Origin of the sequence: Micromonospora sp. URMC 105 (genome assembly GCF_051386295.1) — a bacterium.
Taxonomy (GTDB): Bacteria; Actinomycetota; Actinomycetes; order Mycobacteriales; family Micromonosporaceae; genus Micromonospora.
Genome location: NZ_JBPQTL010000083.1, coordinates 1 through 25,009 on the forward strand (window position 1 = coordinate 1; position 25,009 = coordinate 25,009).

Annotated in this window: 20 protein-coding genes; 10 read left to right on the plus strand and 10 right to left on the minus strand. The window is 73.2% G+C overall.

What is annotated here, in order from left to right:
• Positions 1 to 3: 3 nt before the first annotated feature.
• The gene (locus ACSNN7_RS22320) at positions 4 to 1,065 is read right to left on the minus strand and encodes an NAD-dependent epimerase/dehydratase family protein (protein ID WP_436682902.1); all 1,062 of its coding nucleotides are present in this window, start codon (positions 1,063 to 1,065) and stop codon (positions 4 to 6) included.
• Positions 1,066 to 1,246: 181 nt separating this feature from the next.
• Here ACSNN7_RS22320 and ACSNN7_RS22325 point away from each other — a divergent pair, with 181 nt between their 5' ends.
• The gene (locus ACSNN7_RS22325) at positions 1,247 to 2,647 is read left to right on the plus strand and encodes a molybdopterin-dependent oxidoreductase (RefSeq protein ID WP_436682903.1); all 1,401 of its coding nucleotides are present in this window, start codon (positions 1,247 to 1,249) and stop codon (positions 2,645 to 2,647) included.
• Positions 2,640 to 3,083 (plus strand): hypothetical protein, encoded by a 444-nt coding sequence (locus ACSNN7_RS22330; protein WP_436682904.1) that lies wholly within the window; start codon positions 2,640 to 2,642, stop codon positions 3,081 to 3,083. The genes ACSNN7_RS22325 and ACSNN7_RS22330 overlap by 8 nt, the downstream gene beginning before the upstream one ends.
• Positions 3,084 to 3,129: 46 nt before the next feature.
• Here the strand turns inward: ACSNN7_RS22330 and ACSNN7_RS22335 are convergent, their stop codons facing one another.
• A complete protein-coding gene (locus ACSNN7_RS22335) occupies positions 3,130 to 3,369 on the minus strand; it encodes a hypothetical protein (RefSeq protein ID WP_436682905.1) in 240 nt (79 codons plus the stop codon).
• Positions 3,370 to 3,562: 193 nt separating this feature from the next.
• Between ACSNN7_RS22335 and ACSNN7_RS22340 the strand changes: the two genes are divergently transcribed.
• The 5 genes from ACSNN7_RS22340 (at position 3,563) to ACSNN7_RS22360 (ending at position 9,388) form a co-directional block, all read left to right on the plus strand.
• On the plus strand, positions 3,563 to 4,252 hold the full coding sequence (locus ACSNN7_RS22340; protein WP_436682907.1) for a hypothetical protein: 690 nt from the start codon (positions 3,563 to 3,565) through the stop codon (positions 4,250 to 4,252).
• Positions 4,249 to 4,659, plus strand: a complete 411-nt coding sequence (locus tag ACSNN7_RS22345; RefSeq protein WP_436682908.1) for a phage holin family protein — start codon at positions 4,249 to 4,251, stop codon at positions 4,657 to 4,659. The genes ACSNN7_RS22340 and ACSNN7_RS22345 overlap by 4 nt, the downstream gene beginning before the upstream one ends.
• A gap of 17 nt (positions 4,660 to 4,676) precedes the next feature.
• Complete coding sequence (locus ACSNN7_RS22350; protein WP_436682909.1) at positions 4,677 to 5,363, plus strand: DUF3618 domain-containing protein; 687 nt, start codon at positions 4,677 to 4,679, stop codon at positions 5,361 to 5,363.
• 138 nt (positions 5,364 to 5,501) lie between these two features.
• Positions 5,502 to 6,836 (plus strand): SWIM zinc finger family protein, encoded by a 1,335-nt coding sequence (locus ACSNN7_RS22355; RefSeq protein ID WP_436682910.1) that lies wholly within the window; start codon positions 5,502 to 5,504, stop codon positions 6,834 to 6,836.
• Positions 6,833 to 9,388 (plus strand): hypothetical protein, encoded by a 2,556-nt coding sequence (locus ACSNN7_RS22360; RefSeq protein ID WP_436682911.1) that lies wholly within the window; start codon positions 6,833 to 6,835, stop codon positions 9,386 to 9,388. The genes ACSNN7_RS22355 and ACSNN7_RS22360 overlap by 4 nt, the downstream gene beginning before the upstream one ends.
• Before the next feature lie 61 nt (positions 9,389 to 9,449).
• Here ACSNN7_RS22360 and ACSNN7_RS22365 read toward each other — a convergent pair whose 3' ends face one another.
• Positions 9,450 to 10,526, minus strand: a complete 1,077-nt coding sequence (locus ACSNN7_RS22365; protein WP_436682912.1) for an NYN domain-containing protein — start codon at positions 10,524 to 10,526, stop codon at positions 9,450 to 9,452.
• 295 nt (positions 10,527 to 10,821) lie between these two features.
• Between ACSNN7_RS22365 and ACSNN7_RS22370 the strand changes: the two genes are divergently transcribed.
• On the plus strand, positions 10,822 to 11,058 hold the full coding sequence (locus tag ACSNN7_RS22370) for a hypothetical protein (protein WP_436682913.1): 237 nt from the start codon (positions 10,822 to 10,824) through the stop codon (positions 11,056 to 11,058).
• An 86-nt stretch (positions 11,059 to 11,144) separates the two neighbouring features.
• Positions 11,145 to 11,792: an aspartate/glutamate racemase family protein gene (locus tag ACSNN7_RS22375; protein ID WP_436682914.1), complete on the plus strand. Its 648-nt coding sequence runs from the start codon at positions 11,145 to 11,147 to the stop codon at positions 11,790 to 11,792.
• Between the two features lie 73 nt (positions 11,793 to 11,865).
• Here ACSNN7_RS22375 and ACSNN7_RS22380 read toward each other — a convergent pair whose 3' ends face one another.
• The 7 genes from ACSNN7_RS22380 to ACSNN7_RS22410 form a co-directional block, all read right to left on the minus strand.
• Positions 11,866 to 15,525 carry a discoidin domain-containing protein gene (locus ACSNN7_RS22380; protein WP_436682915.1) on the minus strand — a complete coding sequence of 1,220 codons (3,660 nt, stop codon included), beginning with the start codon at positions 15,523 to 15,525 and terminating at the stop codon, positions 11,866 to 11,868.
• Positions 15,526 to 15,645: 120 nt separating this feature from the next.
• Complete coding sequence (locus ACSNN7_RS22385; RefSeq protein ID WP_436682916.1) at positions 15,646 to 16,011, minus strand: hypothetical protein; 366 nt, start codon at positions 16,009 to 16,011, stop codon at positions 15,646 to 15,648.
• Between the two features lie 143 nt (positions 16,012 to 16,154).
• The gene (locus ACSNN7_RS22390) at positions 16,155 to 17,795 is read right to left on the minus strand and encodes a glycoside hydrolase family 13 protein (RefSeq protein ID WP_436682917.1); all 1,641 of its coding nucleotides are present in this window, start codon (positions 17,793 to 17,795) and stop codon (positions 16,155 to 16,157) included.
• Between the two features lie 26 nt (positions 17,796 to 17,821).
• On the minus strand, positions 17,822 to 18,709 hold the full coding sequence (locus ACSNN7_RS22395) for a carbohydrate ABC transporter permease (protein WP_436682918.1): 888 nt from the start codon (positions 18,707 to 18,709) through the stop codon (positions 17,822 to 17,824).
• A gap of 13 nt (positions 18,710 to 18,722) precedes the next feature.
• Positions 18,723 to 19,679: a carbohydrate ABC transporter permease gene (locus ACSNN7_RS22400; protein WP_436682919.1), complete on the minus strand. Its 957-nt coding sequence runs from the start codon at positions 19,677 to 19,679 to the stop codon at positions 18,723 to 18,725.
• An 84-nt stretch (positions 19,680 to 19,763) separates the two neighbouring features.
• Entirely contained in the window at positions 19,764 to 21,143 is a 1,380-nt protein-coding gene (locus tag ACSNN7_RS22405) for an ABC transporter substrate-binding protein (protein ID WP_436682920.1), read from the minus strand.
• A gap of 427 nt (positions 21,144 to 21,570) precedes the next feature.
• Positions 21,571 to 22,572: a LacI family DNA-binding transcriptional regulator gene (locus tag ACSNN7_RS22410; RefSeq protein WP_436682921.1), complete on the minus strand. Its 1,002-nt coding sequence runs from the start codon at positions 22,570 to 22,572 to the stop codon at positions 21,571 to 21,573.
• Positions 22,573 to 22,946: 374 nt separating this feature from the next.
• Here ACSNN7_RS22410 and ACSNN7_RS22415 point away from each other — a divergent pair, with 374 nt between their 5' ends.
• Entirely contained in the window at positions 22,947 to 24,923 is a 1,977-nt protein-coding gene (locus ACSNN7_RS22415; protein WP_436682922.1) for a glycosyl hydrolase family 28-related protein, read from the plus strand.
• Positions 24,924 to 25,009 lie beyond the last annotated feature (86 nt).

Genomic DNA, 25,009 nt, shown 5'->3' on the forward strand with positions numbered 1-25,009 from the left:
GGGTCAGGCGGGGAGGGCGGCTGGGTCGCGGAGGGGGTCGGTGGCGAAGGCGGTGACGCCGTCGAGGAAGCCGACCCGGGCGGTGTAGCCGAGCAGTTCGCGGGCGCGGGCCGGGTCGGCGACCACGTGCCGCACGTCCGCGGCGCGCGCCCCGCCGACCACCTCCGGCGGCGGCCCGCCCATCGCCGACGCGAGGGCGGCGGCGAGGTCGCCGACGGTGTGCGGCTCGCCGGAGCAGACGTTGAGCGGCACCAGGCCGTCCGGGGCCGGCGCGGTCAGCGCCAGCAGGTTCGCCCGCGCCACGTCGGTGACGTGCACGAAGTCGCGGGGCTGCCGGCCGTCCTCGTAGACCCGGGGCGGCCGGCCGTCCGCCAGCGCCGACCGGAAGATCGACGCGACCCCGGCGTACGGGGTGTCGCGGGGCATCCGGGGGCCGTAGACGTTGTGGTAGCGCAGCGCCCACACCCCGCCCCCGGTCTGGCGGGCCCAGGCGGCGGCGAGGTGTTCCTGCGCCAGTTTGCTGGCCGCGTACGTGCTGCGCGGCTCCAGCGGGGCGTCCTCGGGCACCAGCGCGGGGGCGAGGGTGCCGGCGCACCGCGGGCAGGTGGGGTCGTACCGGCCGGCGGTCAGGTCGGCGGCGCGGCGCGGGGCGGGCCGGACGACGCCGTCGCGGGCGCAGGCGTAGCGCCCCTCGCCGTAGACCACCATGGAACTGGCCAGCACCAGCCGGGACACGCCGGCCCGGTGCATCGCGGCGAGCAGCACCGCGGTGCCGTAGTCGTTGTGGCTGGCGTAGCCGGGAGCGTCCGACGCGTCCAGCCCGTGCCCGACCATCGCCGCCTGGTGGCAGACGGCGTCCACTCCGGCCAGCAGGTCGTCGAGCAGCCCCGGGTCCCGCACGTCGCCGATCACCGGGTCGTGCCGGCGGGACCACTCGGGCAGCGCGCCTGCGTGCGCCTGCGGCAGCAGCGCGTCCAGGCCCACGACCTGGTGCCCTTCGGCGACGAGCAGATCCGCGACCTGCGATCCGATGAACCCGGCCGCGCCGGTGACCAGTACCCGCATTCGGATCACGCTAGGTCAGTCGGCTGCCCGGCGGGCCGGTTCGGGCCGGACGTCAGCACTCCGTAAGGCACGGACGGTAAGCCTTCGGTAATGCGGCAAAGCCGACCGGCCGGCGGTGGCGCCGCCTAGCGTCCTGCACGAGGGGCCCCGGCCCCGAGCAGCCGCGCCCGCAGGAGGAGCCGTGTCCGCCGACCCGCCCGCACCGTCCGGCGACCCGACGCCCGGGCACGCCGGGCCGGGCCGGGCCGCCGGGCCGTCCACCGGGAAGACCGACCCCCAGGGGTACGCCTACGCGGCGCGGCTGTGGCGGGCGCTGGACAGGCACCGGCCGCCGGGTGCCGACGCCGCCGCCGAGGCCTGGCGCAGTCCGGTACGCGGTCCGTGGCTCACCTCCGTGTTCGGGGCCGTCCTGCTCGCCGCCCTGCCGCTGGTGATCGTCACCGGGCTGCTGGACTGGATCGCCTACGGGCCCCGGCTCGGCCAGGCGTTCCCGAGCGACGTGGGCTGGCTGCACCCGCCCGTCTTCGACTGGCCGACCCGGCCGGCCTGGCTGTTCCGGCTCACCCAGGGCCTGCACGTCACGCTCGGGATCGTGCTGGTGCCGGTGGTGCTGGGCAAGCTCTGGTCGGTGGTGCCGAAGCTCTTCGACTGGCCGCCGGCCCGTTCGCCGGCCCAGGTGGTGGAACGGCTCTCGCTGCTGCTGCTGGTGGGCGGGATCCTCTTCGAGACGGCCACCGGCCTGCTCAACATCCAGTACGCGTACCTGTTCGGGTTCGACTTCTACACCGCGCACTGGTACGGCGCCTGGGTCTTCACCGGTGCCCTGGTCACCCACGTGGCGGTGAAGCTGCCCCGGATGGTCACCGCGCTGCGCGGGCCGGGCTTCGCGCGTACCCCTTTGGCGCGTACCCGGCCGGAGCCGCCGGATCCGGACGGCCTGGTGTCCCGGCGTCCCGGCCCGGCGACGATGAGCCGGCGTGGGGTGCTGGCCCTGGCCGGCGGCGGTGCGCTGCTGCTGGCCGCGCTGACCGTCGGGCAGAGCCTGGACGGGGTGCTGCGCCGCACCGCGCTGCTGCTGCCCCGGGGCCGACAGCCCGGCGACGGGCCGAACGGGTTCCCGGTCAACCGCACCGCCGCCGCGGCCGGCATCCAGCCCGGCGACACCGGGGCGGGCTGGCGGCTGACCGTGCGCGCCGGCGACCGGACCGTCGAGCTGGACCGGGCCGGCCTGCTCGCGATGGCGCAGCACACCGCCGACCTGCCGATCGCCTGCGTGGAGGGCTGGTCGACGTCGCAGACCTGGACCGGGGTGCGGCTGCGCGACCTCGCCGCGCTGGTCGGCGCGCCCGCGTCGGCCACGGCGTCGGTCCGGTCGCTGGAGCGGGCCGGCCTGTTCCGCGCGGCCCGCTTGCAGGCCAACCAGGTCCGCGACCGGGACTCGCTGCTCGCCCTGCGGGTCAACGGGGTCGACCTCTCCGCCGACCACGGCTATCCGGCGCGGATCGTCGTGCCGGCGCTGCCCGGCGTGCACTGCACCAAGTGGGTCCGGGAGATCGCCTTCGAGGGGCGCGCCGATGGCTAGGTTCCGGCGGGCGTACGGCGCCGCGCCGTGGCACCTGCTGCTCCTGCTCGGCTGCTTCGCGGTGACCGGCTGGATCGTGCTGCGGCTGGCCGGGGAACCGACGGCGGTGTGGATGCTGCTCTGGTTCCTGGGCGCGGTCGTCGCCCACGACCTGCTGCTGTTCCCGGTCTACGCGCTGGCCGACCGGGCGCTGCGCGCCGGTGTGCGCCGTCGGGGCGCCCCGTCGGCGCTGAACCACGTCCGGGTGCCCGCGCTCGCCGCCGGGCTGCTCCTGCTCGTCCATCTGCCCGGCGTCCTCGGTCTCGGCGACGGCACGTACCGGGGGGCGACCGGGCTGGAGCCCCGGCCGCTGCTGGCCCGCTGGCTGGCGGTCAGCGCGGCGCTCTTCGCCGCCAGCGCTGCCCTCTACGTGCTGCGCCGGCGGCGACACCGCTGAGCGGGACGAGCCGAAGGGTCGGGCCGGGCACTCTCGTGCCCGGCCGTCACCGCTTCGAGGACAACGAGGTGTCCCCGGGGCCACCGGTGGGCGTGATGAAGGCCGGGGAGTCACCGGCCGGCATCTCGGTCCCGCCGGAGCCCGTCCACTCGCCACCGGCCCCCCGGCGCCGGCGCAGCGCCGCGGCCCCGGCCGCTCCCACCGTCATCACGACCGCCGCCAGCGGCCACCAGTTCCGGCGCCCCATCTTGGCGGCGCGTCTCTTCTGCAACATCGTCATTCTCATGCGCCCATTGTCGGTGGCCCCAGCGGCGCCGGTCGGCGAAATCGAGACCTCCATCCGCCCTGTTCGGGTGATTCGCCCGGCTGCCGGTGGCCGTCGCGCACACCGGCGGCCCGGCCGACGAGTACGCCGGGCGTCGACGGGTAACCGCCGATCCCGTTCCTGCACGAAGGCGGGCCCGACGAAGGGAGATCGGATGACGACGGGTAGGGGTTCATCTCCGCCGCCGGCCGGATCGGGCGGCGGTGCGGCCGGAAAGGTCCAGCAGGCGGCCGGAAAGGCTCAGCACGCGGCCGGACAGGCCCAGCAGGAGGCGACCCGGCTCGGCCACGAGACGGCGCAGGCCGGCGGCCACACCGCCCGGCAGGCGGTCGACCAGGGCAGGCAGGTCGCCTCCGAAGGCCGCCAGCAGGTACGCAACCTGCTCGGCGAGGCCTCCGCGCAGGCGCGTACCCAGGCCCAGGAGCAGCAACGGCGCGCCGCCGACAGCCTCCGCTCGCTGGGTTCGCAACTGCGCACCATGGCCGACGGCACCGAGGGTGGCATGGCCGCGGAGGTCGTCCGCCGCGGCGCCGACGCCGCCCAGCAGGCCGCCGGTTGGCTGGACGAGCGGGAGCCCGGCGCGCTGCTGCGGGAGGCACGCGACTACGCCAGCCGGCACCCCGGCGCGTTCCTGGCCGGTGCCGCGATCGCCGGACTGCTCGCCGGACGGTTGGGCCGCGCGCTCACCGGAGGACCGGACGGCCAGGGCGGTGGGGGTGACATCGACACGTCCCGCGCGGAGGGCTTCCCGCCTGCGCGGGAGGCGCCGTTGCGGGCGCCTGCCGCGCCGGACACCGCCGCACCGCTGCGTCACGGGCCGATGGGCCGTGAGGTGGGCCCATGAGCGCCTCGCCCATGGGTGCCGGCGGTGGTCCCGACAAGACCCAGGCCTCCATCGGTGAACTGCTCGCCGACGCCACCCGCAACTTCTCCACCCTCCTGCGCAAGGAGGTCGAACTCGCCAAGGCGGAGGTGCGGGAGGAGGCCCGCAGCCTGGGCATGGTGGCGGGCATGTTCGTCGCCGCCGCGATCGCGGCGCTGCTGACCCTCGTGTTCCTGTCGCACGCCCTGTGGTGGGCGCTGTCCAACGTCATGGACCAGGGCTGGGCCGCGCTGATCGTCGCCGTGATCTGGGCGGTGATCGGCGCCGTGCTCGCCGCCAAGGCCCGTGGGCAGCTACGCACGGTGCACGCCCTGCCCCGTACCAAGCAGACCGCGCACGAGATTCCGGACGCGGTCAGAGGCCGCTGAAGCCGAAGGGAGTCGCCATGTCCAGCGATCCGGACCGGATCCGGCACGACATCGAGACAACCAGAGCCGACCTGAGCAGTGACGTCGACGCGCTGACCGACAAGGTCAATCCGCGCCGGATCGCCGCCGCGCCGGTGAACCGCGCCCGTGGCGGGGTGAATCGCGCCCGTGGCCGGTGGAGCCGGATGGTCGACACGGTCATGGGCAACGCCCGGCACGCCCGCGACGCCACCGCCGCCCAGACGGACAACATGACGCACCGGCTCTCCGACACCGCCCACCAGGCGGCCAACGTGACGCACCGGCTCTCCGACACCGCCCAGCAGGGCGCCGCCACCGCGGGTGAGCGGGCGCGGACGCTCACCCACAACTCACGGGAACGCGCCGAGGGCAACCCGCTGGCCGCGGGTCTCATCGCCTTCGGCGTGGGCGCGCTGGCCTCGTCCCTCCTGCGGCCGAGCCGGCGGGAACGGGAGCTGGCGGAGCGGGCCAAGCACGAGCTGATGGAGCACTCCGGCCAGCTCAAACAGCAGGCCGGCGGGCTGCTGCACGAGGTCCAGGACAATCTGCGGGAACCCGTCCAACAGGCGTCCGAGCAGGTCCGGTCCACGGCGGCCCGAGGCGCGGCCACGGTCCGGGACACCGGCGTCGAGGAGGCGCAGCACATTCGCGACGACGCCCGGGAGGCGCCACGCCGGTGGTGACGCCGGCCCGGCACCGGGTACGGCGGCGGGCCCGCCCGGGCCCGCCGCTCCCGGCTGCCGGGGTGCCGACCGGGTGAGCCCCCGGGCGCCACGCCGACTATCCGCCGGTGTCGGGGGGCACTCGTACTGTTCGCAGCCGTGACCGCCCTTCAGACGTACCGCTACCTCCAGCCGTCCGCACTGCACGCCGGTGACCTGGCGTTGCAGACCAGCGGCGGGCCCGCCACCAATCCCCGGTTCTTCTCCGGTTTCCTGACCACGCCGCGGGCGGCCGCCGCGGGGCTGCTGGCGGTCGCCGAGGTGGCCCGGACCCGGTACCACCAGCCGGTCAGCCCGGCGAGCCTCGACCCCGTCGTCACCGGCGCCCGGGACCGGATGCGCTTCGAGTCGTTCTCCGGCTGTTGCGGGGTGTACGCGCGGCTGGACGTCGTACCGGCCGGCTTCGACGGCGACGTCGTCGAGCACGGCACCACCAACGTCGACGTGAACGCACCGCTGCGGGAGGCGCTGGCCCGGGTGGGCGGCATCGATCCGCTGCACCTGTCGGTGGGGCCGGACGACCTCACCGTCTCCACGCTCGACGGTGCGGTGGTGGAGAAGAAGGTGCCGCTGCCCGGGCGGTGGCTGCGGGGCTTCGCCGAGGTCCACGTGATCGCGGCGGCGATGGAGCCCCGGGCGGAGGTCCCGGCGGCGGAGGCGGCGGCCTTCCTGCGCCGGCTGCCGGCGGGCAACGACCGGTCGGTGCTCTGGGTGGTGCCGGCGGGCCGCTCGTTGCGGCTGACGTCGCGGCCGGTGCCCGGCGCGGTGTGCCTGGCCGGCGCCGGACGCCTGGCCACGCTGCGCGGGCTGCTCCGGCACGCGCGGACGCTGCGGATGTACGGGCCACCGGCGACGCCCGGTTCGCCCGCGCTGCCCAGCGTGTGGGAGCTCGACACGGGTGCGTTGCGGCTGTCGCTGGCCCTGTCGCCGGAGCCCTACCGGGGCTTCTCCGGCGAGGGCGCGGCGCTGACCGCACTCGCCGGCGACGACGTGGTGGACGACGCCGCGCTGGTCGGGGCCCTGCTCTCCTGGGACCCGACGATCGACGTGTCCGCGCTGGCCGAGTCGGCCGGGATCACCGGGGACCGGGTCCGCGCCGCGCTGGCCCAGTTGGGCACCGCGGGCCGGGTCGGCTTCGACGTGGCCGAGGCGGGCTACTTCCACCGGGTGCTGCCGTACGACGCCGGCCGGGCCGAACGGGACAATCCCCGGCTGGTCGGCGCGCGGGCGCTGGTCGAGGCGGGCGCGGTGACGCTCGACGGCGAGGCCGCGACCGTCCGCCACGGCGACGAGGTCTACCGGGTCCGCCGCCTGCCGGACGGCTCACACACCTGTTCCTGCCCCTGGTGGGCGCGGCACCGGGGCCGGCGGGGCCCCTGCAAGCACGCGCTGGCCACCACGATGGTGGGCGCGCCGGTGGAGGTGGGGGCGTGACGGATCCGTTCGAGTTCCTGGTCCGGGGCGACGTCGGCGCGGCCGTCGACGCGGTCGTCGGGTTGGACGACGAGCGCCGGCGGTCGTTCGCCGACGGGCTGGTGGCCCACGTGCGCCGGCGGCGCGACAACTGGTGGTGGAACGACGAGGCCACGGCCCTGGCGGTGGCCGCGGTGGGGTGCCTGCCGACCGCCGCGACGGCGGCCGGCCTGCTGGGCCGGCGCAACGTGTCGCTGCGGGCCGCCGACGCCGGCCCGGTGGTCCAGGTCGCCCGGATGCGCGGGGTGTCCTGGCTGGCCGAGCTGGCGTACCGGCTGGCGGACCGGCCCCGCCGGGACGATCCGGCGGGTGACTGGGACTTCGTCGCCGAGCTGCTCCGGGTCGAGAAGGCGGCGGCGCCGGCCGGTGACTGGTTCGTCGAGGGTTGGCTCGCCCGGATGGCGTGGCCGCCGGAGTGGCAGCGGCCGGTCCCGCTGGTGGACCGGCTGCGCGGGGACGTGTTCCTCGACGCCCTGGTGCCGCGGTTGTTCGAGGTGGACGGCGCCGGTGCGCGGATGGCCTTCGACGAGTTCATGACCGACGAGAAGATGGCCCTGCCGCGTGCGCTGGCGCGACTGGCCGTCGAGGGCCGCCTGGACCGGACGACCCTGCTGGCCGGCTGCGTGAGCCGGCTGCTGCGCGGTGACCGGCCGGGCGCGTTGCGCCCGTTCGTCGCCCTGCACACCCTGCTGGAGCCCACCGCCGCCGAGGTCGGCCGGCGGCGCGGCGACTATCTGCGCCTGCTCGCCGACGCCCCCGGCCCGGTGGCGTCGATGGCGCAGAAGACGCTGCGGGCGCTCGACGGCGGGGAGGTCGAGGGGCTGCTCGACGCGTCGCGGGCGGTCCTGGTCCGGCCGGACCGGGCGCTGGTGCGCGCCCAGCTCGGGTGGCTGGACCAGCTCGCCCGCCGCCACCCCGACCGCGCGGCGGAGGTCGCCGAGGTCCTCGCGGTGGCGGCCGACCATCCGGCGGCGGACGTGCGGGACCGGGCCGCCGCGTTGGCCGCCCGGCACGGGCACGTGATCGCCCCTGCCGTCGTGGTGGGTCCGGTGGGCGACGACCTGCCGCCACCGGCCGGACCGCTGCCCGCGCTCCCGGCCATCGCCGACCCGGACGAGCTGGCGGAGGAGGTCGCCGCCCTGCTGGGCGGCCGCACGACGGTGTCCGGTCTGGAACGGGTCCTCGACGGGGTGGTACGGCTCGCCGGCCGGGACCGGGGCCGCCTGAAGGAGGCCCTGGTCCCGGTGCTGCGGCGGCATCGCGGTGGCGCGGAGGAGCACTCCTGGGACCCGTGCTGCCTGTGCGGCCTCCTCGGCGGGGTGCTGCTCGCGGCGGCCGACCCGGTCGAGGGTGGCGTACGGCGGGGCCGGTGGGCCGCGATGCTGGCGGCGGTGCGGCGCCGGACGCCCGGGAGCTACGCCCCCGATGCCCGGGTACCACCGCCGCACCGCCTGCTGCGCGCCCGGCTGGCCGAGATCGGTGAGCGCGTCGGCCCAACCCCTCACCCGGGTCTGCTCGCGGCCCCCACGGCGGCCAACGGCGCCGTCGACCCGGAGGTGCTCTACGAGCGCCTGGCCCGGCTCGGCGACCGGGGCGCGTGGGAGGTGGACCTGACGCAGGCCCTGCTGCGGCTGCCCGCCCGGGTCGACGAACCGCTCGCGGCCCGGGCGGCGGCGCTCGGCACGCCCGCCGGGGACCGGCTCGCCGGATGGCTGCGCGCGGGTGGTCTGCCTGATCCGGTCCAGCGGGTGGTCACGCTGCCGCGCCGGGAGCGCCGGCCGCACCACGACTGGGGCTACGACGAGCTGCCCCGGCAGCGGACGCATGTCCGGCTCGACCCGCCCGCCGGGGCCGAGGACCCGTTCGGCCTGCTCACCCTGTCGGCCGGGTCCGTCGACAGCTACGTCGGCGACGCGGCCCTGCTCTGGCCGGCCGTGCTGCCCGGTTACCGGGGGCTGGTGGCGGCGTACGCGCTGCCCGACGTCGCCAGCGGCGCCGACCAGGACGTCTCCGGTGGCGCCGCGATCCTGCCGCTGCTCGCCGAGTGCGGAGGCGACGGCGGCCCGGCGGTCGACCTCGCCCTCGCGTACGGCCTGGGGGCCCGGCACGAGTCCGACCGGGTCGCCGCCGTCGACGCCCTGCTGGTGCTGGCCGCCGCCGGCGACCTGGACGCGCCCGCGGTCGGGACCCATGTCGGCGTCCTCGCCGCCGTCGGTGACCTCACGCTGACCCGGGTACTCCAGCCGCTGCGCGACGCGGCCGCCGCCGGTGCCCCGCTGAGCACCTGGCGGCTGCTCGCCGCCGCGTTGCCCGCGCTGCTCACGGCGGCGAAGGCCCCGCGGGGCACCGCCGACCTGCTGACCCTGGCGGCGGAGACGGCGGGCGCGACCGGTGTCCGGATCGAGGTGCCCGGGCTGGCCGACGTCGCCGCCCGGGGCGGGTCGAGCCGGCTGGTCGGCGAGGCGCGACGGCTGACCGCCGCGCTCGACGGTGCCGGAGTGCCGGTCGGGTGAGCCGGCGGGCGGCGAGGGCACGCCGGGGCCGGCCGCAGCGGCCCCGGCGCGCCGGCCCGGGTCAGGAGGGCCGCGGGGTCAGCAGGTAGTCGTCGGCGTCGGCGTTCCACTCCAGCTGGACGACCCCGCTGGTGGCGGCGGCCTTGCAGAACTGCAGGAAGCTGCGGTAGCCGAGCTTCTTCTCGCTGAACTGCGGCCGCGCCCGCCGGAGCTGGTTCTTGAGGCCGGACAGCGCCACCGTGCCGTCGGCGCCGGCCAGCTCCTTCACCACGGTGCGGAGCAGCCCGAACGCCTCCTCCCGGTCACCGTGTTCGGGCAGGGAGACCTCCGGGTCGCCCTTGGCGGGTCCCTCGGCCAGCTCGACGACGTTCTGGGTGGCGAGGTGGCGCAGCAGCTCGCCGAAGGTGCGGAAGCCGTAGTCGGACTCGCTGAAGGTCGGGTCCTTGCGCAGCAGCGTGCGCTTCAACGTCGAGGCGGTCACCGCACCGCTGGAGCTGCCCTGCAGACCGGCCACGGTCTGGGCCACCAGCACCGCGAGGGTCTCCACGTCGCGGGCCGGTTCCTCGGCCGTGGCCCGGGGCTCGGGCTCCTGCTCCACCTGCTGCGGCTCCGGGCTGGGCAGCCGCGCCGGCCGGGTACGCGGGGCACGGGTCGGCGAGATCTCCACCCCCTCCAGCCGGTCGTAGTAGAGGAACTCGTCGCAGGCGGGCGGGAGCAGCGCGGAGGTGGACTTCTCCACGCCGACGCCGATGACCCGCTTGTTGAGTTCGCGGAGCTTGTGGACCAGCGGGGTGAAGTCGCTGTCGCCGGTGCAGATCACGAACGTCGAGATGTAGTCGCGCTCGAAGGCCAGCTCCACCGCGTCGACCGCCATCTTGATGTCGGCGGCGTTCTTGCGGGAGGCGCCCATGCGTTGGGGTATCTCGATCAGCTCGACGTGGGACCGGGTGAGCATCCGGCGGTCCTCGTCGAAGTACGACCAGTCCGCGTACGCCCGCCGCACGACCACCCGGCCCCGCTCGGCGAGCGCGTCTGCGATGGGGCGGAAGTCGAAGGCCATGCCGCCGCGGTGGTCGCGCGCCCCCAGCGCGAGGTTCTCGTAGTCGAGGAACAGGGCGATCCGGTCTTCTTGATCCACGCCGGTCAGCCTACGCCGGGCTCCGGCCGGACACCGGCGACCTCGCGCGGCGCGCCCGGCGGGTCGGCCTCGCCCCGGCGGCGCGAGCCGGCCGGGCCCGGCGGGTGCCGTGACCCGCCGGAGCCCAGCAAGGTCGGCCCGGCCCGGCGACGACCGCTCAAGGGCGGGGGCACAACGAATGACGACCACCACCGGCCATCGGCCGGTCGTCCTGTCAATGGGACTCGACCGGAGGGTGGGAATTGCGCCGCCGACGCCCGAGAATCCTTCACAGCAGCAGGGAGATCGGAGACCGATGCCCGCTCCGCACGATCCGATGACCCCGTCGTGGCAGTGCCGCGACTGCGGGAGTGAATGGCCGTGCTCCCGCCGGCGGCAGATCCTGCTCGACGAGTACCGGCAGCAGTCGACGAACCTGCGGGTCTATCTCGCCACCTGCCTCACGTCGGCCACCCAGGACCTCGCGGCCAGCCCCGCCGCCGACCTGCGGACCCGCTTCCTCGGCTGGGTGCCGCACCGGGTGCCCTCCTGAGAACGTTCCGCGCGTGAGACACCTCCGGTCGACGGCCAGCGGCCCACCGGGTCCGAGCGTTCCGGTCGCGGGTGTCATCCTGACGCGTGCCCATCATCGGTTTCCTGCACACCGCCGCCGTCCACGTGCCGACCTTCCGCGCCCTCACCAGGGAACTCGCGCCCGGCTGGCGGGACGTCCACGTCGTGGACCCGGGCCTGCTGGCGGACGCCAGGGCGAACGGCGTCGACACCGACCTGCTGGCCCGCCTGGGGGTGCAACTGCGGCGGCTGGCGGCGGACGGGGCCGACGTGGTGATCTGCACCTGCTCCACGCTGAGCGGGCACGCCGAGCTGGCGGCTCCCGAGGTGGGCGTTCCGGTGCTCCGCGTGGACCGCCCGATGGCCGAGGCGGCGGTCGCCGCCGGCCGGCGCGTCGCCGTGGTGGTGGCGGTGCCGTCCACGCTGGAGCCGACCCTGGCGCTGCTGCGCGAGAGCGCGCAGGCCGCCGGCGTGGACGTGTCGCTGCGGGCGGTGTCCTGCCCGGACGCGTGGCCGCTCTTCGAGGCCGGTGAGCACGACGGGTACCTGCGCCGGATCGCCGCGCACGTGCGGGACATCGCCGCTGAGGTGGACGTCGTCGTGCTGGCCCAGGCGAGCATGGCGCCCGCGGTCGACCTGCTCGGCGACGTGGGCGTACCGGTGCTGTGCAGTCCCCGGTCCGCGGTGGCCCGGGCGACGGCGCCGCGCGGCTGAGCCACCGGGCACGGCGAGGCCGCCGCCGGAGGGCGGTGTGCCCTCCGGCGGCGGCCTGTTCCGGCAACGGTGGTCAGCTCCGGTTGATGGTGAAGGTGGACGTGGTGTTGCGGATGTCCTGGTGGTTGTTGCTCAGCCGCAGGTTGACGAAGGTGACGGAGCCGACCGCCGGGCCCTGGCCGGCCTCCGGCATCTCGTTGACCCAGATGCCGAAGCCCGACTTGGCGTCGTAGGCGTCACCACTCTTGCGGGCGCCGCTGATCGACACGTTGGTGAAGACGGTGTCGGTGATCGGGTTCTGCGGCTGCCCGCCGACGTAGTTGGTCTGGAACATGATGCCGCTGTAGGTCGGGTCGACGATGTCGACGTCGCTGACCCGGATGCCCTGGAACACCTTCGAGGCGGAGAAGACCCAGATCGCCGGGAAGGTCTGCGCGCCCCAGAAGTGCCCGCCGGCCCGGACGATGGAGATGTTCTCGAACCGGGTGGGCGGGTCGGCGCCGAAGCCGTTCATCGGGATGCCGAAGTCGAGCGAGCTGATCGTGATGCCGGAGTAGACCAGCGTGTCGGCGATGTGGATGTTGCGGAACGTGTTGGCGTAGCCGCCGTAGACGGCCACCCCGGCGGCCCGCCAGGTCAGGATCGAGGTCAGGTTCTCGTAGATGTTGTCCTTGTTGGACCCGCCGCCCGCGTCGGTCGCCGAGAAGAGCGCGAAGCTGTCGTCGCCGGTCGCCCGGGCCTCGTTGTTGCTGACCAGGTTGTTGGTGCTGCCGTTGGTCATGTTGACGCCGTCGGCGAACATGTTCCGGATCCGGGAGTTCTTGATCGTGATGTAGTCGGTGTTCGCGCCCCAGTAGAGGCAGAGCATGTGCTCGTTCCAGATGTTGTCGATAGCCATGTTCGACACGTTGGCGAAGTCGAAGACCTTGCCCTGGCCGTCGACCCGTGAGGTGAAGTTGCCGAAGTAGGCGAAGCCGGAGAAGGTCGACCCGTTGGCCGACGCCTCCGCCCGGAACCCGACGTCGGTGTTGTCCTGGTTCGACGGGGCGTTGAAGCGGGTGTACCAGGGGCCGGCGCCGATGATCTTGATTGCCTTGCCGTACACCTGGAACTTCGACGCGGTGGAGTAGTTCCCCGCCGGCAGGTACACCCCGATCAGGTTGCCGGTGGTGTCCATCCGCACCCGGTCCAGGGCGTTCTGCACGTCGGAGTGGGTGAAGCCGTTCGGCACCGCGTAGCGGGCCGGGTCCGGGTTGGCGATCGGCGTGACCTGCTCGGTGTTGATGAAGTCGATCGCGTACGTGGTGGTGTTCGCCGGGTCCTTCTGGAGCCGGATCTTGCTGCCGGCGGGCACCGTCGAGTTGAGCATGACGTTGGCCTCGTCGTAGATGTGCCGCGGTCCGCCGGCGCTCGGCGAGTTGCCCGGGCTGGCCTCGGCCCCGTACAACCAGGCGTACCGGGAGGTGAGGTCGATGGCCTTGTGGAAGGTGCCGTCGACGTAGACGTTCAACGTCGAGTTGATGCCGCCGCCGCCCGGGGCGTCCGGGATGGAGAAGCGGGTGACCAGCGTGTTGGTGCTGGCCCGGGTGGTGAACTCGACGTAGCTGCCGGTCGAGTTGAGGGTGACCGCACGCCGCCCGGACGCCTCGCCGGCCAGGTCGCCGACGGTCCGGTTCGGGCCGACCACGGCCGCGCCGCCGCCGACCACGCCGTCCTCGGCCTCGTACATGTCGTACGGCATGTTCGCGCCCCGCCCGACGAAGAGCGGCCGGTCGCTGATGTTGTTGGCCTGCTTGGCGGGCAGTTCGTTGGCGTCGGTCGCCAGCACCACCCGCACGGTGTACTTCCCGTTCGCGGCGGTCCAGGTGCCCAGGTTGACCGGGCCGGCCGTGGCCCCGGCGTTGATCACGCCCGAGTACGAGCCGGTCAGCGTGCGGACCACGGTGTTCGCCTCGTTGAGCACGGTCAGCGTGATGCCGTGCGCGCCGGAGGCCGAGGCGACGCTGCCCGCGTTGCGCAGCGTCACCGAGAAGTTGACGGTGCTTCCGGCCGACGGGTTGCCGGGCGTCCAGGTGACCGCCGAGGCGACCAGGTCCGAGCTGGCCACCGGGTTGACCACCAGCGGGGACGGGCTGGTGTAGCTGTTGTTCGTCTCGTCGGACTCGATCACCGCGTTCGCCTCGTCGACCTTGGCGCTCAGCGGGTAGCTGCCCGCCGCGCGGGTGCCGATGTTCGCGGTGACGGTGGTCGAGGCGCCGGCCGCCAACCCGCCGACCGCGGCGGTGCCGACCCGCACGCCGCCGAGGTAGAGGTTGACGTCGGTCGCGGCGGAGGCCGCCGTCCCGGCGTTACGGACGGTCGCGGAGAGGGTGACCGCGTCGGCCTCGCTCGGGTTGGCCGGGCTGGCCGACAGGGCGGTGACGGTCAGGTCCGGGTTGGCGGCCGGCGTGCCGATCACCTGGAACTCGGCCACCTGGCCGCCGGGAGCGCCGGAGTTGGCGGTGAAGGTCAGCCGCAGGTCGGCGGCGGTGGCGGAGACCGGGATGGTCACCGTGTTGCCGGACGCCGGATTGAAGGTGTAGCCGGCCGCGCCGACCAGGCTGGTGAACGACGTGCCGCTCTGCTCCCGGCCGAGCACCTGCACCGTCTGGGTACGGATCCCCCAGGCCGAATCCGGGTTGAGCTTGAGCACCACCGAGCTGACGCTGGCGTTCGCCCCGAGCTGCACGGTCAGGGTGCCCGGGTGACCGTTGCTCTCCCAGTACGTCGCCACGTTGTTGTCGTTGGCGTTGGTCGCCACGTAGGTGTGCACGTACGAGGAGGCCGTGATCGGCTTGCCGGCCGCGAGGTTGGTGCCGCCGGTGCCGCTGCCGGTACGGGTCACCGTGTTGCTGTTCGGCGACTGGTTGCCGGCGGCGTCCTTCGCCCGGACGTGGTACGAGACCGTGGCGCTGGTCGGCTGGTTGTCGGTGAAGGTCAGCACGGTGCCGGCGACGCTGCCGCGCAGCACGTCGTTGGCGTAGACGTCGTATCCGGTCACCCCCACGTTGTCGCTGGAGGCGTTCCAGGTCAGCCGGATCTGCCCGCTGACCGGCTGGGTGTAGGCCAGGTTGGTCGGGGCGGTCGGCGCCTGGGTGTCCCCGCCGGCCGGGCCGTACAGCTCGAACTCGGAGAGCTGCCCGGCCGGCCAGCCGGTGTTGCCGGTGACGTTCAGCCGGACGTACCGGCTGCCGGTGGCGGGGAACGTGATGGTCACCGTGTTGCCGGTGGCCGGGTTGAACGTGTGGCCGGCGGACGCCTTCAGGGTGGTGAAGGACGAGCCGTCGGTGCTGCCGAGCACGGACAGCGTCTGGGTCCGGGTCTGCCAGGCGGCGGCCGGTGGCAGCTTCAGCACCAGCCGGTCCACGGTGACGGTGGCACCGAGGTCGGCCTGGATCCACTGCGGGAAGGCGTTGTTGGCGCTCTCCCAGTAGGTGTCGGGGTTGCCGTCGTTGGCGTTCGCCGGGGCGTACGTCTGGGTGTGGCTGCTGGCGGTCATGCTCGCGGCGATCCCGGCGAGCGCCGCGGCGGCGGCGGGGGCCGGCGCGGCGGCGGTCCGGATGCCGCCGCCGGGGCCGGCCGGGGCGGCCGCCGCGGGCACGGCCGGGGCGGCGGTCACCAGCAGAGCGGTGGCCAGCAGACCGGCGGTCCACCACCGGCGGGGGGTACGCGATCTCGTGCTGCTTCCGGGCATGGCGGGTTTGCACCTTCTTCCAGGGGGTGGTGGTGCCCGCCGCGCGGGGGTCACGGCGGGGTGCGGCTGCCGGGCCGGCCGGGTCGCGGGGACGGCCGACCGGCCCGGAGACTGGCGCCGTCAGGCGGCGTGGACCTCGAACTCGGAGACCTGGCCGGCCGGCCAGGCGGTGTTGCCGGTGATGATCAGCCGCAGGTGCTCCCGGCCGGACGCCTCGGACGGCAGCTGGCCGTAGTAGCGGGTCGGGCCGATCTTCGTACCGTTGCGGGCCGCCTGTTCCGCCTCCTGCTCGACGAACGGCACGGTCGCGCCCCGGCCGGCGATGTCGAACGGGGACAGCCCGGCGGCCTGGGCCGGGGTGGCGGTGGAGAACGCGACGACCGCGATGGTGGACGCCACGAGCGCGGCGCCGGCGAGGGCGGCCAGCGCGGCCCGGGCGGGTCTTCCTGGTGGTGGTGCAGGGGTGCCGATGGTGTGGTGGGCCATGAGCGGTGCACTCCGTTTCGTCAGGCGGCCGGTGTCCCCGTGGACGGGGCGATCGCTGCGCTGGTGCCTCCTTCCGGTCACGTCGGCGGGGAGCCGGGGCGGACCACCTGCGGTCGGGACGGACCGGCCGGCGCCGGAAGTGCTCAGGCGGGCGGAGCCCCGTCGGTGCGCAGCCAGACGGCGGTGTCCGGCGGGAGCCGATCGCCCTCCAGCGGGCCGCTGGCGAGGAGCCGGGACCGGTGCGCCGGCAACGGCACCGGGGCGCCGGAGAGGTTCACCACGCAGGCGAACTCGTCGCCGCGGGCGAAGGCGAGCACGTCCGCCGGGGCGTCCAGCCAGCGCATCGGACCGTCGCCGAGGCTCCGCTCGGTCCGCCGGATCCCGATCGCCGTCCGGTAGAGCGCCAGCATCGAGTGCGGGTCACCGGCCTGCGCCTCCGCCGTCCGGCCCTTCCAGTCCGCCGGCTGCGGCAGCCAGGGGCCGGCCGTCGCGCCGTCCGGGCTGAAGCCGAACGGGGGCTCGTCGCCGGACCAGGGCAGCGGAACCCGGCAGCCGTCCCGGCCCGGGTCGACGTGACCGGAGCGCGGCCACATCGGGTCGGTCCGCAGCTCCGGGGGGATGTCCTCGACCTCCGGCAGCCCGAGCTCCTCGCCCTGGTAGACGTAGGCGGCACCGGGAAGCGCGAGCGAGAGCAGCGCCGCCGCGCGGGCCCGGGTGGTGCCGAGTTCCAGATCGGAGAAGATCCCCTCACGCTTCTTGGCGAAGCTGAAGGTGGTGTCCTCCCGGCCGTACCGGGTGACGTGCCGGGTGACGTCGTGGTTGGAGAGCACCCAGGTGGCCGGCGCACCGACCAGCGCGTGCGCGCTCAGCGTCCCGTCGATGCTCTCGCGCAGCGCCGAGGCGTCCCAGGCGCAGCCGAGGAAGTCGAAGTTGAACGCCGCGTGCAGCTCGTCCGGGCGCAGGTAGTTGGCGAACCGCTGCCGGTCCGGCATCCACACCTCACCGATCAGGGCCCGGTCGCCGGGGTACTCGTCGGCGATCCGCCGCCAGTCGCGGTAGATCTCGTGCACCCCGTCGAGGTCGCGGAACGGGTGCGGCCGGTCCGGCCGGGTCTCGGGCAGCGTCCCGTCCTTGACCAGCAGCCCGGCCGAGTCGATCCGGATGCCGTCCACGCCACGGTCGAACCAGAACCGCAGGATGTCCGCGAACTCCGCCCGCACCCTGGGGTGGTCCCAGTTGAAGTCCGGCTGCTCGGCGGTGAACAGGTGCAGGTACCAGTCGCCGGGGGTGCCGTCCGGGTCGGTGGTCCGGGTCCACGTCCCGCCGCCGAACTCGCCGACCCAGTCGGTGGGCGGCTGATCGCCGTTCGGGCCCCGGCCGGGGCGGAACCAGAACAGCTCCCGCTCGGGCGCGTCCGGGCCGCCGGCGAGGGCCGCCCGGAACCAGGGGTGCGCGTCGGAGCAGTGGTTCGGCACCACGTCGACGATGGTCCGGATGCCGAGCGCGTGCGCCTCGGAGATCAGCGCCTCCGCCTCGGCCAGGGTGCCGAAGACGGGGTCGATGTCGCGGTAGTCGGCCACGTCGTAGCCGGCGTCGGCCATCGGCGAGGGGTACCAGGGGCTGAACCAGATCGCGTCGACGCCGAGCGCGGAGAGGTGGTCCAGCCGGGAGCGGATGCCGGCGATGTCGCCGATGCCGTCGCCGTTGCCGTCGGCGAAGCTACGCGGGTACACCTGGTAGATCACCGCTCCGCGCCACCACGGACCGTGGTCTGCTCTGGACACGAGCACCTGCTTTCTGCGTCGGTACGTCAGCCCTTGAGGCTGCCGGTGGTCAGACCGGACATGATGTTCCGCTGGAAGATCAGGAAGACGAGGACGGTCGGGATCGCCGCGATGACCGACGCGGCGATCACCACGTTCATCGGGGTACCGCCCGAGAAGGCGTAGATGCCGACGCTGACCGTCCGGGTCTCGGGCGAGGGCATAACCAGCTTCGGCCAGAGGAAGTCCTTCCAGACCGCCGTCACGGCGAAGATCGAGACCACGCCGAGGATGGGGCGCGACATCGGCAGGATGATCGACCACAGCGTGCGCAGCGGCGTCGCCCCGTCGATGAGGGCCGCCGCCATCAGCTCCTCCGGGATCGAGTCGAAGAACCGCTTCAGCAGGAAGATGTTGAACGCGTTGGCGACCGCGGGCAGCCAGATCGCGAACGGCGAGTCGAGCAGGTTGAGGTGCAGGATCGGCAGGTCGATCACGGTCACGTACTGCGGGACGATGAGGACCATCGCCGGGATCATCAGCGTTGCCAGCATCAGGCCGAGGATCACGTTGCCGAACGCCGGTCGGAGCTTCGACAGGGCGTACGCCGCGGCGGTGTCGAGGACGAGCTGGAACAGCAGCGCGCCGGCCGCGTAGTAGAACGTGTTGAACAGCAGCTTCGCGAGGTTCAGGTTGTGCCACGCGTCGGCGTAGTTCTGCAGTTGAGGATCGGCCGGGAACAGCGACGGCGGGGTCTGCGCGATCTCCTGGCCCGACTTGAGCGCGCCGGTGACCATCCAGTAGAGCGGCCCGAGGAAGACGAGCGTGAAGCCCACGACGACGACGGTGAGCAGCGTCCAGTAGACGACCCTGCCGCGCCCCCGCCGGAGCTGGGCAGGAGAGATGAGGGTCCGGGTTCCGGAGTCCTGTGCCATTCCTCGTCCCGTCCTAGTCCTGTTTCGCGCTCAGCCGTACGTAGGCGGCGGAGAAGCCGGCCAGCACCACGAGCATGATCACGCCGAGCGCCGCGGCGCCGTTGAGGTCGTTCTGGAAGAAGCCGTGCTGGTAGATGAGGTACGCCACCGAGGTCGCCGAGTCCTCCGCCCCCGTTCCGTTCGCGAGGATCAGCGGTTCGATGAAGAACTGCATCGTGGCGACGATCTGCAGCATCGCCAGCAGCGCGAGGATCAGCCGGGTCTGCGGGATGGTCACGTGCCGGATCCGCCGCCAGATCCCGGCTCCGTCGAGCTCGGCCGCCTCGTAGAGTTCGCCGGGGACGTTCTGCAGGGCCGCCAGGTAGATCAGTACCGCGCCGCCCATGTTCATCCAGGTCGACGCGATCACCATGGCCGGCATCGTCATCCCGGGCGTCTGCATCCACTGCGACGTCGGCAGGTGCAGCCCCTTGAGGATCGAGTTGAACAGTCCCGCGTCCCCGGGGTCGTACGCGTAGAACTTGAAGAGGAAGAGCGCCGACGCCGGCGGCAGCATCACCGGCAGGTAGACCAGGATCCGCAGGTACCCCTTGGCGTGGCGGAACTCGTTGAGCACGATCGCCACGAAGAACGGCACCGCGTACCCGAGCACGAGCGCCAGCAGGGTGAAGGAGAACGTGTTCTTCCAGGCCGTCCAGAAGCTGGGGTCGGCGATGATGCGGTGGTAGTTGTCCCAGCCGACCCAGGTGGTGACGCCGCGCCGGGTGCGCTGGAAGCTCATGACGATGCCGCGGATCATCGGGTACCAGGAGAAGAACGCGAAGCAGATCACCGCGCCGATCAGGAACGCGTGCCCGGTGAGGTTGTCCCGTACCTTGCGGCCGAGGCCGGTGCGCGGCGGCCCTGCCGGGTACGGCGACGGGGGGCGGCCCGGTTTCCTCCTGGTCCCCGGGACGGTGGTGAGCGCCAAGGCAACTCCTGCGTGAGTCGGTGACGAAGCGGTACGGCGCGGAGGGTGGGTGGGGGGCGCACGCGCGGCCCCCACCCCGGCGGATCAGCTCTCCGCGGCGAGGAGCTTGTTGACCTTGTCTTCGGCCGTCTTGAGCAGCGCGTCGATGTTCGCGTCGGGGTTCGTCAGCACCCCGGACATCGCGGCGTCGAGCACCGCGTAGATCGCCTGCGCGTTGCGGGGCTCACCCTTGATCGGGACCGGGTTCGCCTCGAAGATCGCGAAGTTGGTGGTGTCGACGTTCGCGTTCGCCTTGCGCAGCTCCAGCTCCTGCTTCTGGGCGTCGCTGCCGCCGGCGAAGAGCAGCGGCTGGGGCAGGCCCACCGGGTAGTTCTGCGGCTTGGCCCGGACGTAGTCGAACTGGCCCTTGCCCGGCGTCAGCTTCTGGTACGCGATCCACTTCAGACCGGCCTTGACCTGCTCGGGGGTGAGGCCCTTCTTGAAGAAGTAGCCCTCGCCGCCGCCGAGCGTGCCCTTCGCCTTGCCGTCCTGACCGGGCAGCGGGGCCATCGCCCAGTCCTGGAACTTGCCCTGGAACTGGCTGACGATCGCCTGGGTGGCGTCCGGCGCGCCGATGAACATGCCGACCTTGCCCGCGCCGGCGTTGGTCAGCAGGTCGCCCCACTGCAGCAGCTGGCGGTCGCCCATGCTGTTGTCGCCGTACCGCATGTCCTTGAGGTTCTGCAGGACCTGCCTGCCCATGGCGTTGTTGAAGTCGGCCTTCTTGCCGTCGGCGGTCAGCACCTGGCCGCCCTGCGAGTAGAGCAGGGCGGTGAAGTGCCAGCCGCCGGTGTTGCCGGCGCTGTACTCCGAGTAGCCGGAGACGCCGTTGCCGAGCGCGGCGATCTTCTTGGCGGCGGCGCGGACCTCGGGCCAGGTCTTGGGCGGGTTGTTCACGTCGAGCCCGGCCTGCTGGAACAGGACCTTGTTGTAGATCAGGCCCATCGAGTAGTTCTTCACCGGGACGGCGTAGAGCTTGCCGCCGTCGCTGAAGACCTCCTTGAGTGCCGGGTCGACGCTGTCCCAGGTCGGCACCGTGTCCTTGGTGGCGTACTGGGTGATGTCCATCGCCTGGCCGGAGTCGAGCACCTGCTGGAGATCGGTCATGTACCCGTAGAAGACGTCGGTGACGGTGCCACCGGCGAGGCGGGCGGTGAAGTCCGGCGGGTTGTTGCACTGCTCGCCGACGCTGACGCTCTTGACGACGATGTCGGGGTTCTGCCGCTGGAACTCGGCGACGTCGTCGTTCCAGTTCTTCAGCAGCTCTTTCTGGGAGCCGACCGGCTGGCAGTCGACGGTGATGGTGACCTTGCCGCCGGCATCGCTCGCGGCGTCGTCGCTCTTCGTGGAGCACGCCGTGAGGCTGAGCCCCAGGCCGGCCACGAGCGCCAACGCCGCAGCCTTCCGGTACTGCGGTACGGACATCTGTCCATCCCTTCGGGAACGAGTCTCTTCAGGACGTCGCCGACCTGCGGTGAACGCACCGCGGCACCGCCCTGTCAGTGATCTACGTCGATCGGGTGACCTGACCCCCGGTAGCTGCGTCGGGGTCAGCTGTGAGTGGAGTCACTGTAGCGAGACGGACTCATGTCGGCAAGGTTTAGATCGTTGGATGAAAGGACACGACTTTGAAACGGCAGATGTTGACAAGGCTGCAGGCGACGCCCGGATCATGGACTGTTCGCAGCATTCGGCTCGCACTCGTCCGCCGCCCCGCGCCGGAGCCTCCCGCCGGTCCGGGCAGCGTCCCGCCTGGTCAGCGCGGGGTCGAGCGGAGTGGGTCGGCCGGCACGCGGGGGTCAGCGGCGCAGACGGTGGCCGGCGGCCGGGCGGCGACCCGGACGGATCCGGGTCAACGGCCGGGGGCGGGCGCGGTGGAGCCCCGAACCACCAGTTCGGGCTCGAACAGCAGCTCGTCGTGCAGCACGCCGGCCCCCTCGATCTGGGTGACCAGCAGGTCCACCGCGGCCTGCCCCATCGTCTCGATCGGCTGCCGGACCGTGGTCAACGGCGGGTCGGTGCAGGTCATGAAGGCGGAATCGTCGAAGCCCACCACGGACACGTCGGTCGGCACCACCCGGCCCAGCCGCCGGGCGGCCCGGATGGCGCCCAGGGCCAGCACATCGCTGGCGCAGACGATGCCGGTCACGCCCCGCTCGACCAGCTTGCTCGCGGCGACCCGCGCCCCTTCCATCGAGAAGCTGGAGCGCTCGACGCAGTCCGTGTGGTCGGCCCAGCCTGCGACGTGGACCATCGCGTCGAGCTTGCGCCGGGAGGGCACGTGCCCCTCCGGGCCGAGCACCATGCCGATCCGCTCGTGCCCGAGCGACCGCAGGTGCCCGTACGCCTGCTCCACCGCCACCGCGTCGTCGGTGGAGACCCGGGGAAAGTCCAGCGCGTCGACGCCGGCGTTGACCAGCACGACCGGCAACCCCCGGTCGGTCAGCCGCCGGTAGTGGTCGTGCGGGGCGTCGGTCAGCGCGTACGAACCGCCGGCGAAGATGACGCCGGAGACCTGATGGTCGAGCAGCATCTCGACGTAGTCCGCCTCGGACACACCGCCGATGGTCCGGGCGCAGAGCGCGGGGGTGTAGCCGCGCTGGGCGAGCGACCCGGTCACCACCTCGGCCAGCGCCGGGAAGATCGGGTTCTGCAGCTCGGGGAGGACCAGCCCGACCAGGCGCGCCCGCTCCCCCCGCAGCTTGGTCGGCCGTTCGTAGCCCAGCACGTCCAGCGCGGTGAGCACGGCCGTGCGGGTGGACTCGGAGACGCCGCCACGACCGTTGAGGACCCGGCTCACGGTGGCCTCGCTGACGCCGGCCTTCCTCGCCACCTCGGTCAGTCGCTTCGTCACGCCGTGATGATACGGCACCGATCCTGCAAAAAATGAACCGCATCTTGACGTGTCACGTCACGGCCCGACCGCGCGGCCGACCCTCCGTCCCGGCGGGCGACCGGCCCCCGCGACGGCGCCGACCGGATTGCGGACCGCCAACGGCCCTGCAATTACTGCACAAACAGGTGCTTGAATGTCGACAGCGGTTCGAAATAACATCGCCGCAACCACCTCGCCTCGCTACCTGACATCCACCGCGGTCACGACGGGGGCTGCCCGCGGCGCCGATGACGGTCGTCGGGTCCCCGGAAGAAACGGATCACGCGATGTCTCGACTCACCACAGGACGGCCGGGCGGACCGGCACCCCGGCGGCCCGTCCAGGCGGCGGTCATGGCGGCGGTCATGGCGGCCACCGTGACCGGCGGGGCCGGGACGGCCCGGGCGGAGGACGGCTCCCCCGCGCGTCCCGCCCCGGTCGTGACCCGCGCCGCTCTCGACCCGTCGCTCGTCACGGGCCGGGGCGCCCAGGTCGCCTTCGTGGAGCAGGAGGCGGAGCACGCCACGACGAACGGCACGCTGATCGGCCCGGGGCGCGCGGCGTACACCCTGGCGTCGGAAGCCTCCGGCCGCCGGGCGGTGAGCCTCGCGCCCGGCCAGTTCGTCGAGTTCACCCTGCCCGCCGCGGCCAACGCGATCACCGTCCGGTACAGCATCCCGGACGCGCCCACCGGCGGCGGCATCACCGCCCCGCTGGACGTGTCGGTCGACCGACGGCACGCCCGGACCATGACGCTGACGTCGCAGTACGCCTGGCTGTACAACCAGTACCCGTTCTCCAACGACCCCACCGCCGGCCTGCTGCACCCCGACTGGTGGATCACCGAATGCTCCTGCGTCCCCGCCACCACCACCCCCGCCCCGACGATCACCACGCCGTTCCGCCCGCACCACTTCTACGACGAGCAACGCCTGCGGCTCGGCCGGACGTACCCGGCCGGCAGTGTGCTGCGGCTCGCGGTGCCGGCGGGAAGCGTCGCCCCGTGGACGGTCGTCGACCTGCTCGACTCGGAGCTGGTCGGCCCGCCGCGCGTCGTGCCGGTCGCGGCGAACGTGCTCGCGTTCGGCGCGGACCCGACCGGGCGGCGCGACTCCGCCGACGCCATCGACCGGGCGATCGCCTTCGCGCGGCGCGCGAAGCTGAAGGTCTACCTGCCGCCGGGGACGTACCAGGTGAACCGCCACATCATCGTCGACGACATCACCATCGAGGGCGCCGGCAACTGGTACACGATCATCAAGGGACGCGAGGTCGCGCTCGACACCCCGGCCCCCGACGGCTCGGTGCACACCGGGGTCGGCTTCTACGGCAAGCCGGCGTCGGCGGGCGGCAGCCGCAACGTGCACCTCTCCGGCTTCGCGATCGAGGGTGACGTCCGCGAGCGGATCGACACCGACCAGGTCAACGGCGTCGGCGGCGCCCTGAGCCACTCCAGCGTCCAGGGCCTCTACCTGCACCACACCAAGGTGGGGCTCTGGTTCGACGGGCCAATGAGCCACCTGCGGGTGACCGACAACGTCATCGTCGACCAGATCGCCGACGGCCTGAACTTCCACACCGGCGTCACCGACTCCGTGGTGCGGAACAACTTCGTCCGCAACACGGGCGACGACGCCCTGGCGATGTGGTCGGAGCGGATCGGCAACGCCCGCAACACCATCGACCACAACACCGTGCAGTCGCCGGTGCTGGCCAACGGCATCGCCCTCTACGGCGGCACGGACAACACGGTGTCGGGGAACCTGATCGCCGACCCGGTCCGCGAGGGCAGCGCCATCCAGGTCGGAGCCCGGTTCGGCGCCGAGGCGTTCACCGGGCAGCTCCGGATCACCGACAACACCACGGTCCGCGCCGGCACGTACGAGCTGAACTGGAACATCGGCCTCGGCGCCATCTGGTTCTACGCCCTGGACCGCAGCATCGACGCCGACATCCAGGTGGTCGGCGACCACTACCTGGACAACACCTACAACGCGATCATGCTGGTCAGCGACTGGCCGGTGAAGGACCGGTACTCGATCACGAACGTGCAGTTCCGGGACGTCCGGGTCGACGGGGCCGGGACCTCCGTGGTGAGCGCCCGTACGGCGGGCTCGGCCTCCTTCGCCGACGTCGACGCCCGCCACGTCGGGGCGGTCGGCGTCAACAACTGCGGCTCCTTCCACTTCACCCCCGCCGGTTCCGAGTTCCGCCTGACCGATCTCGGCGGCAACGACGGCGGTTGGCTCGCCCCCTGGCTGCTGCCCAACACCATCACCTGCGACGACCGGCCGCCGGTGGTGACGCCGCCGCCACCGTCCAGCTGGTGACCGCCGGCCCGGTCCCTGCGTCCACCTGCTCCTGCCCCGGCTGACCCGCGAGCGGCGCCGGTCGGAATCCCCGGATTCCGACCGGC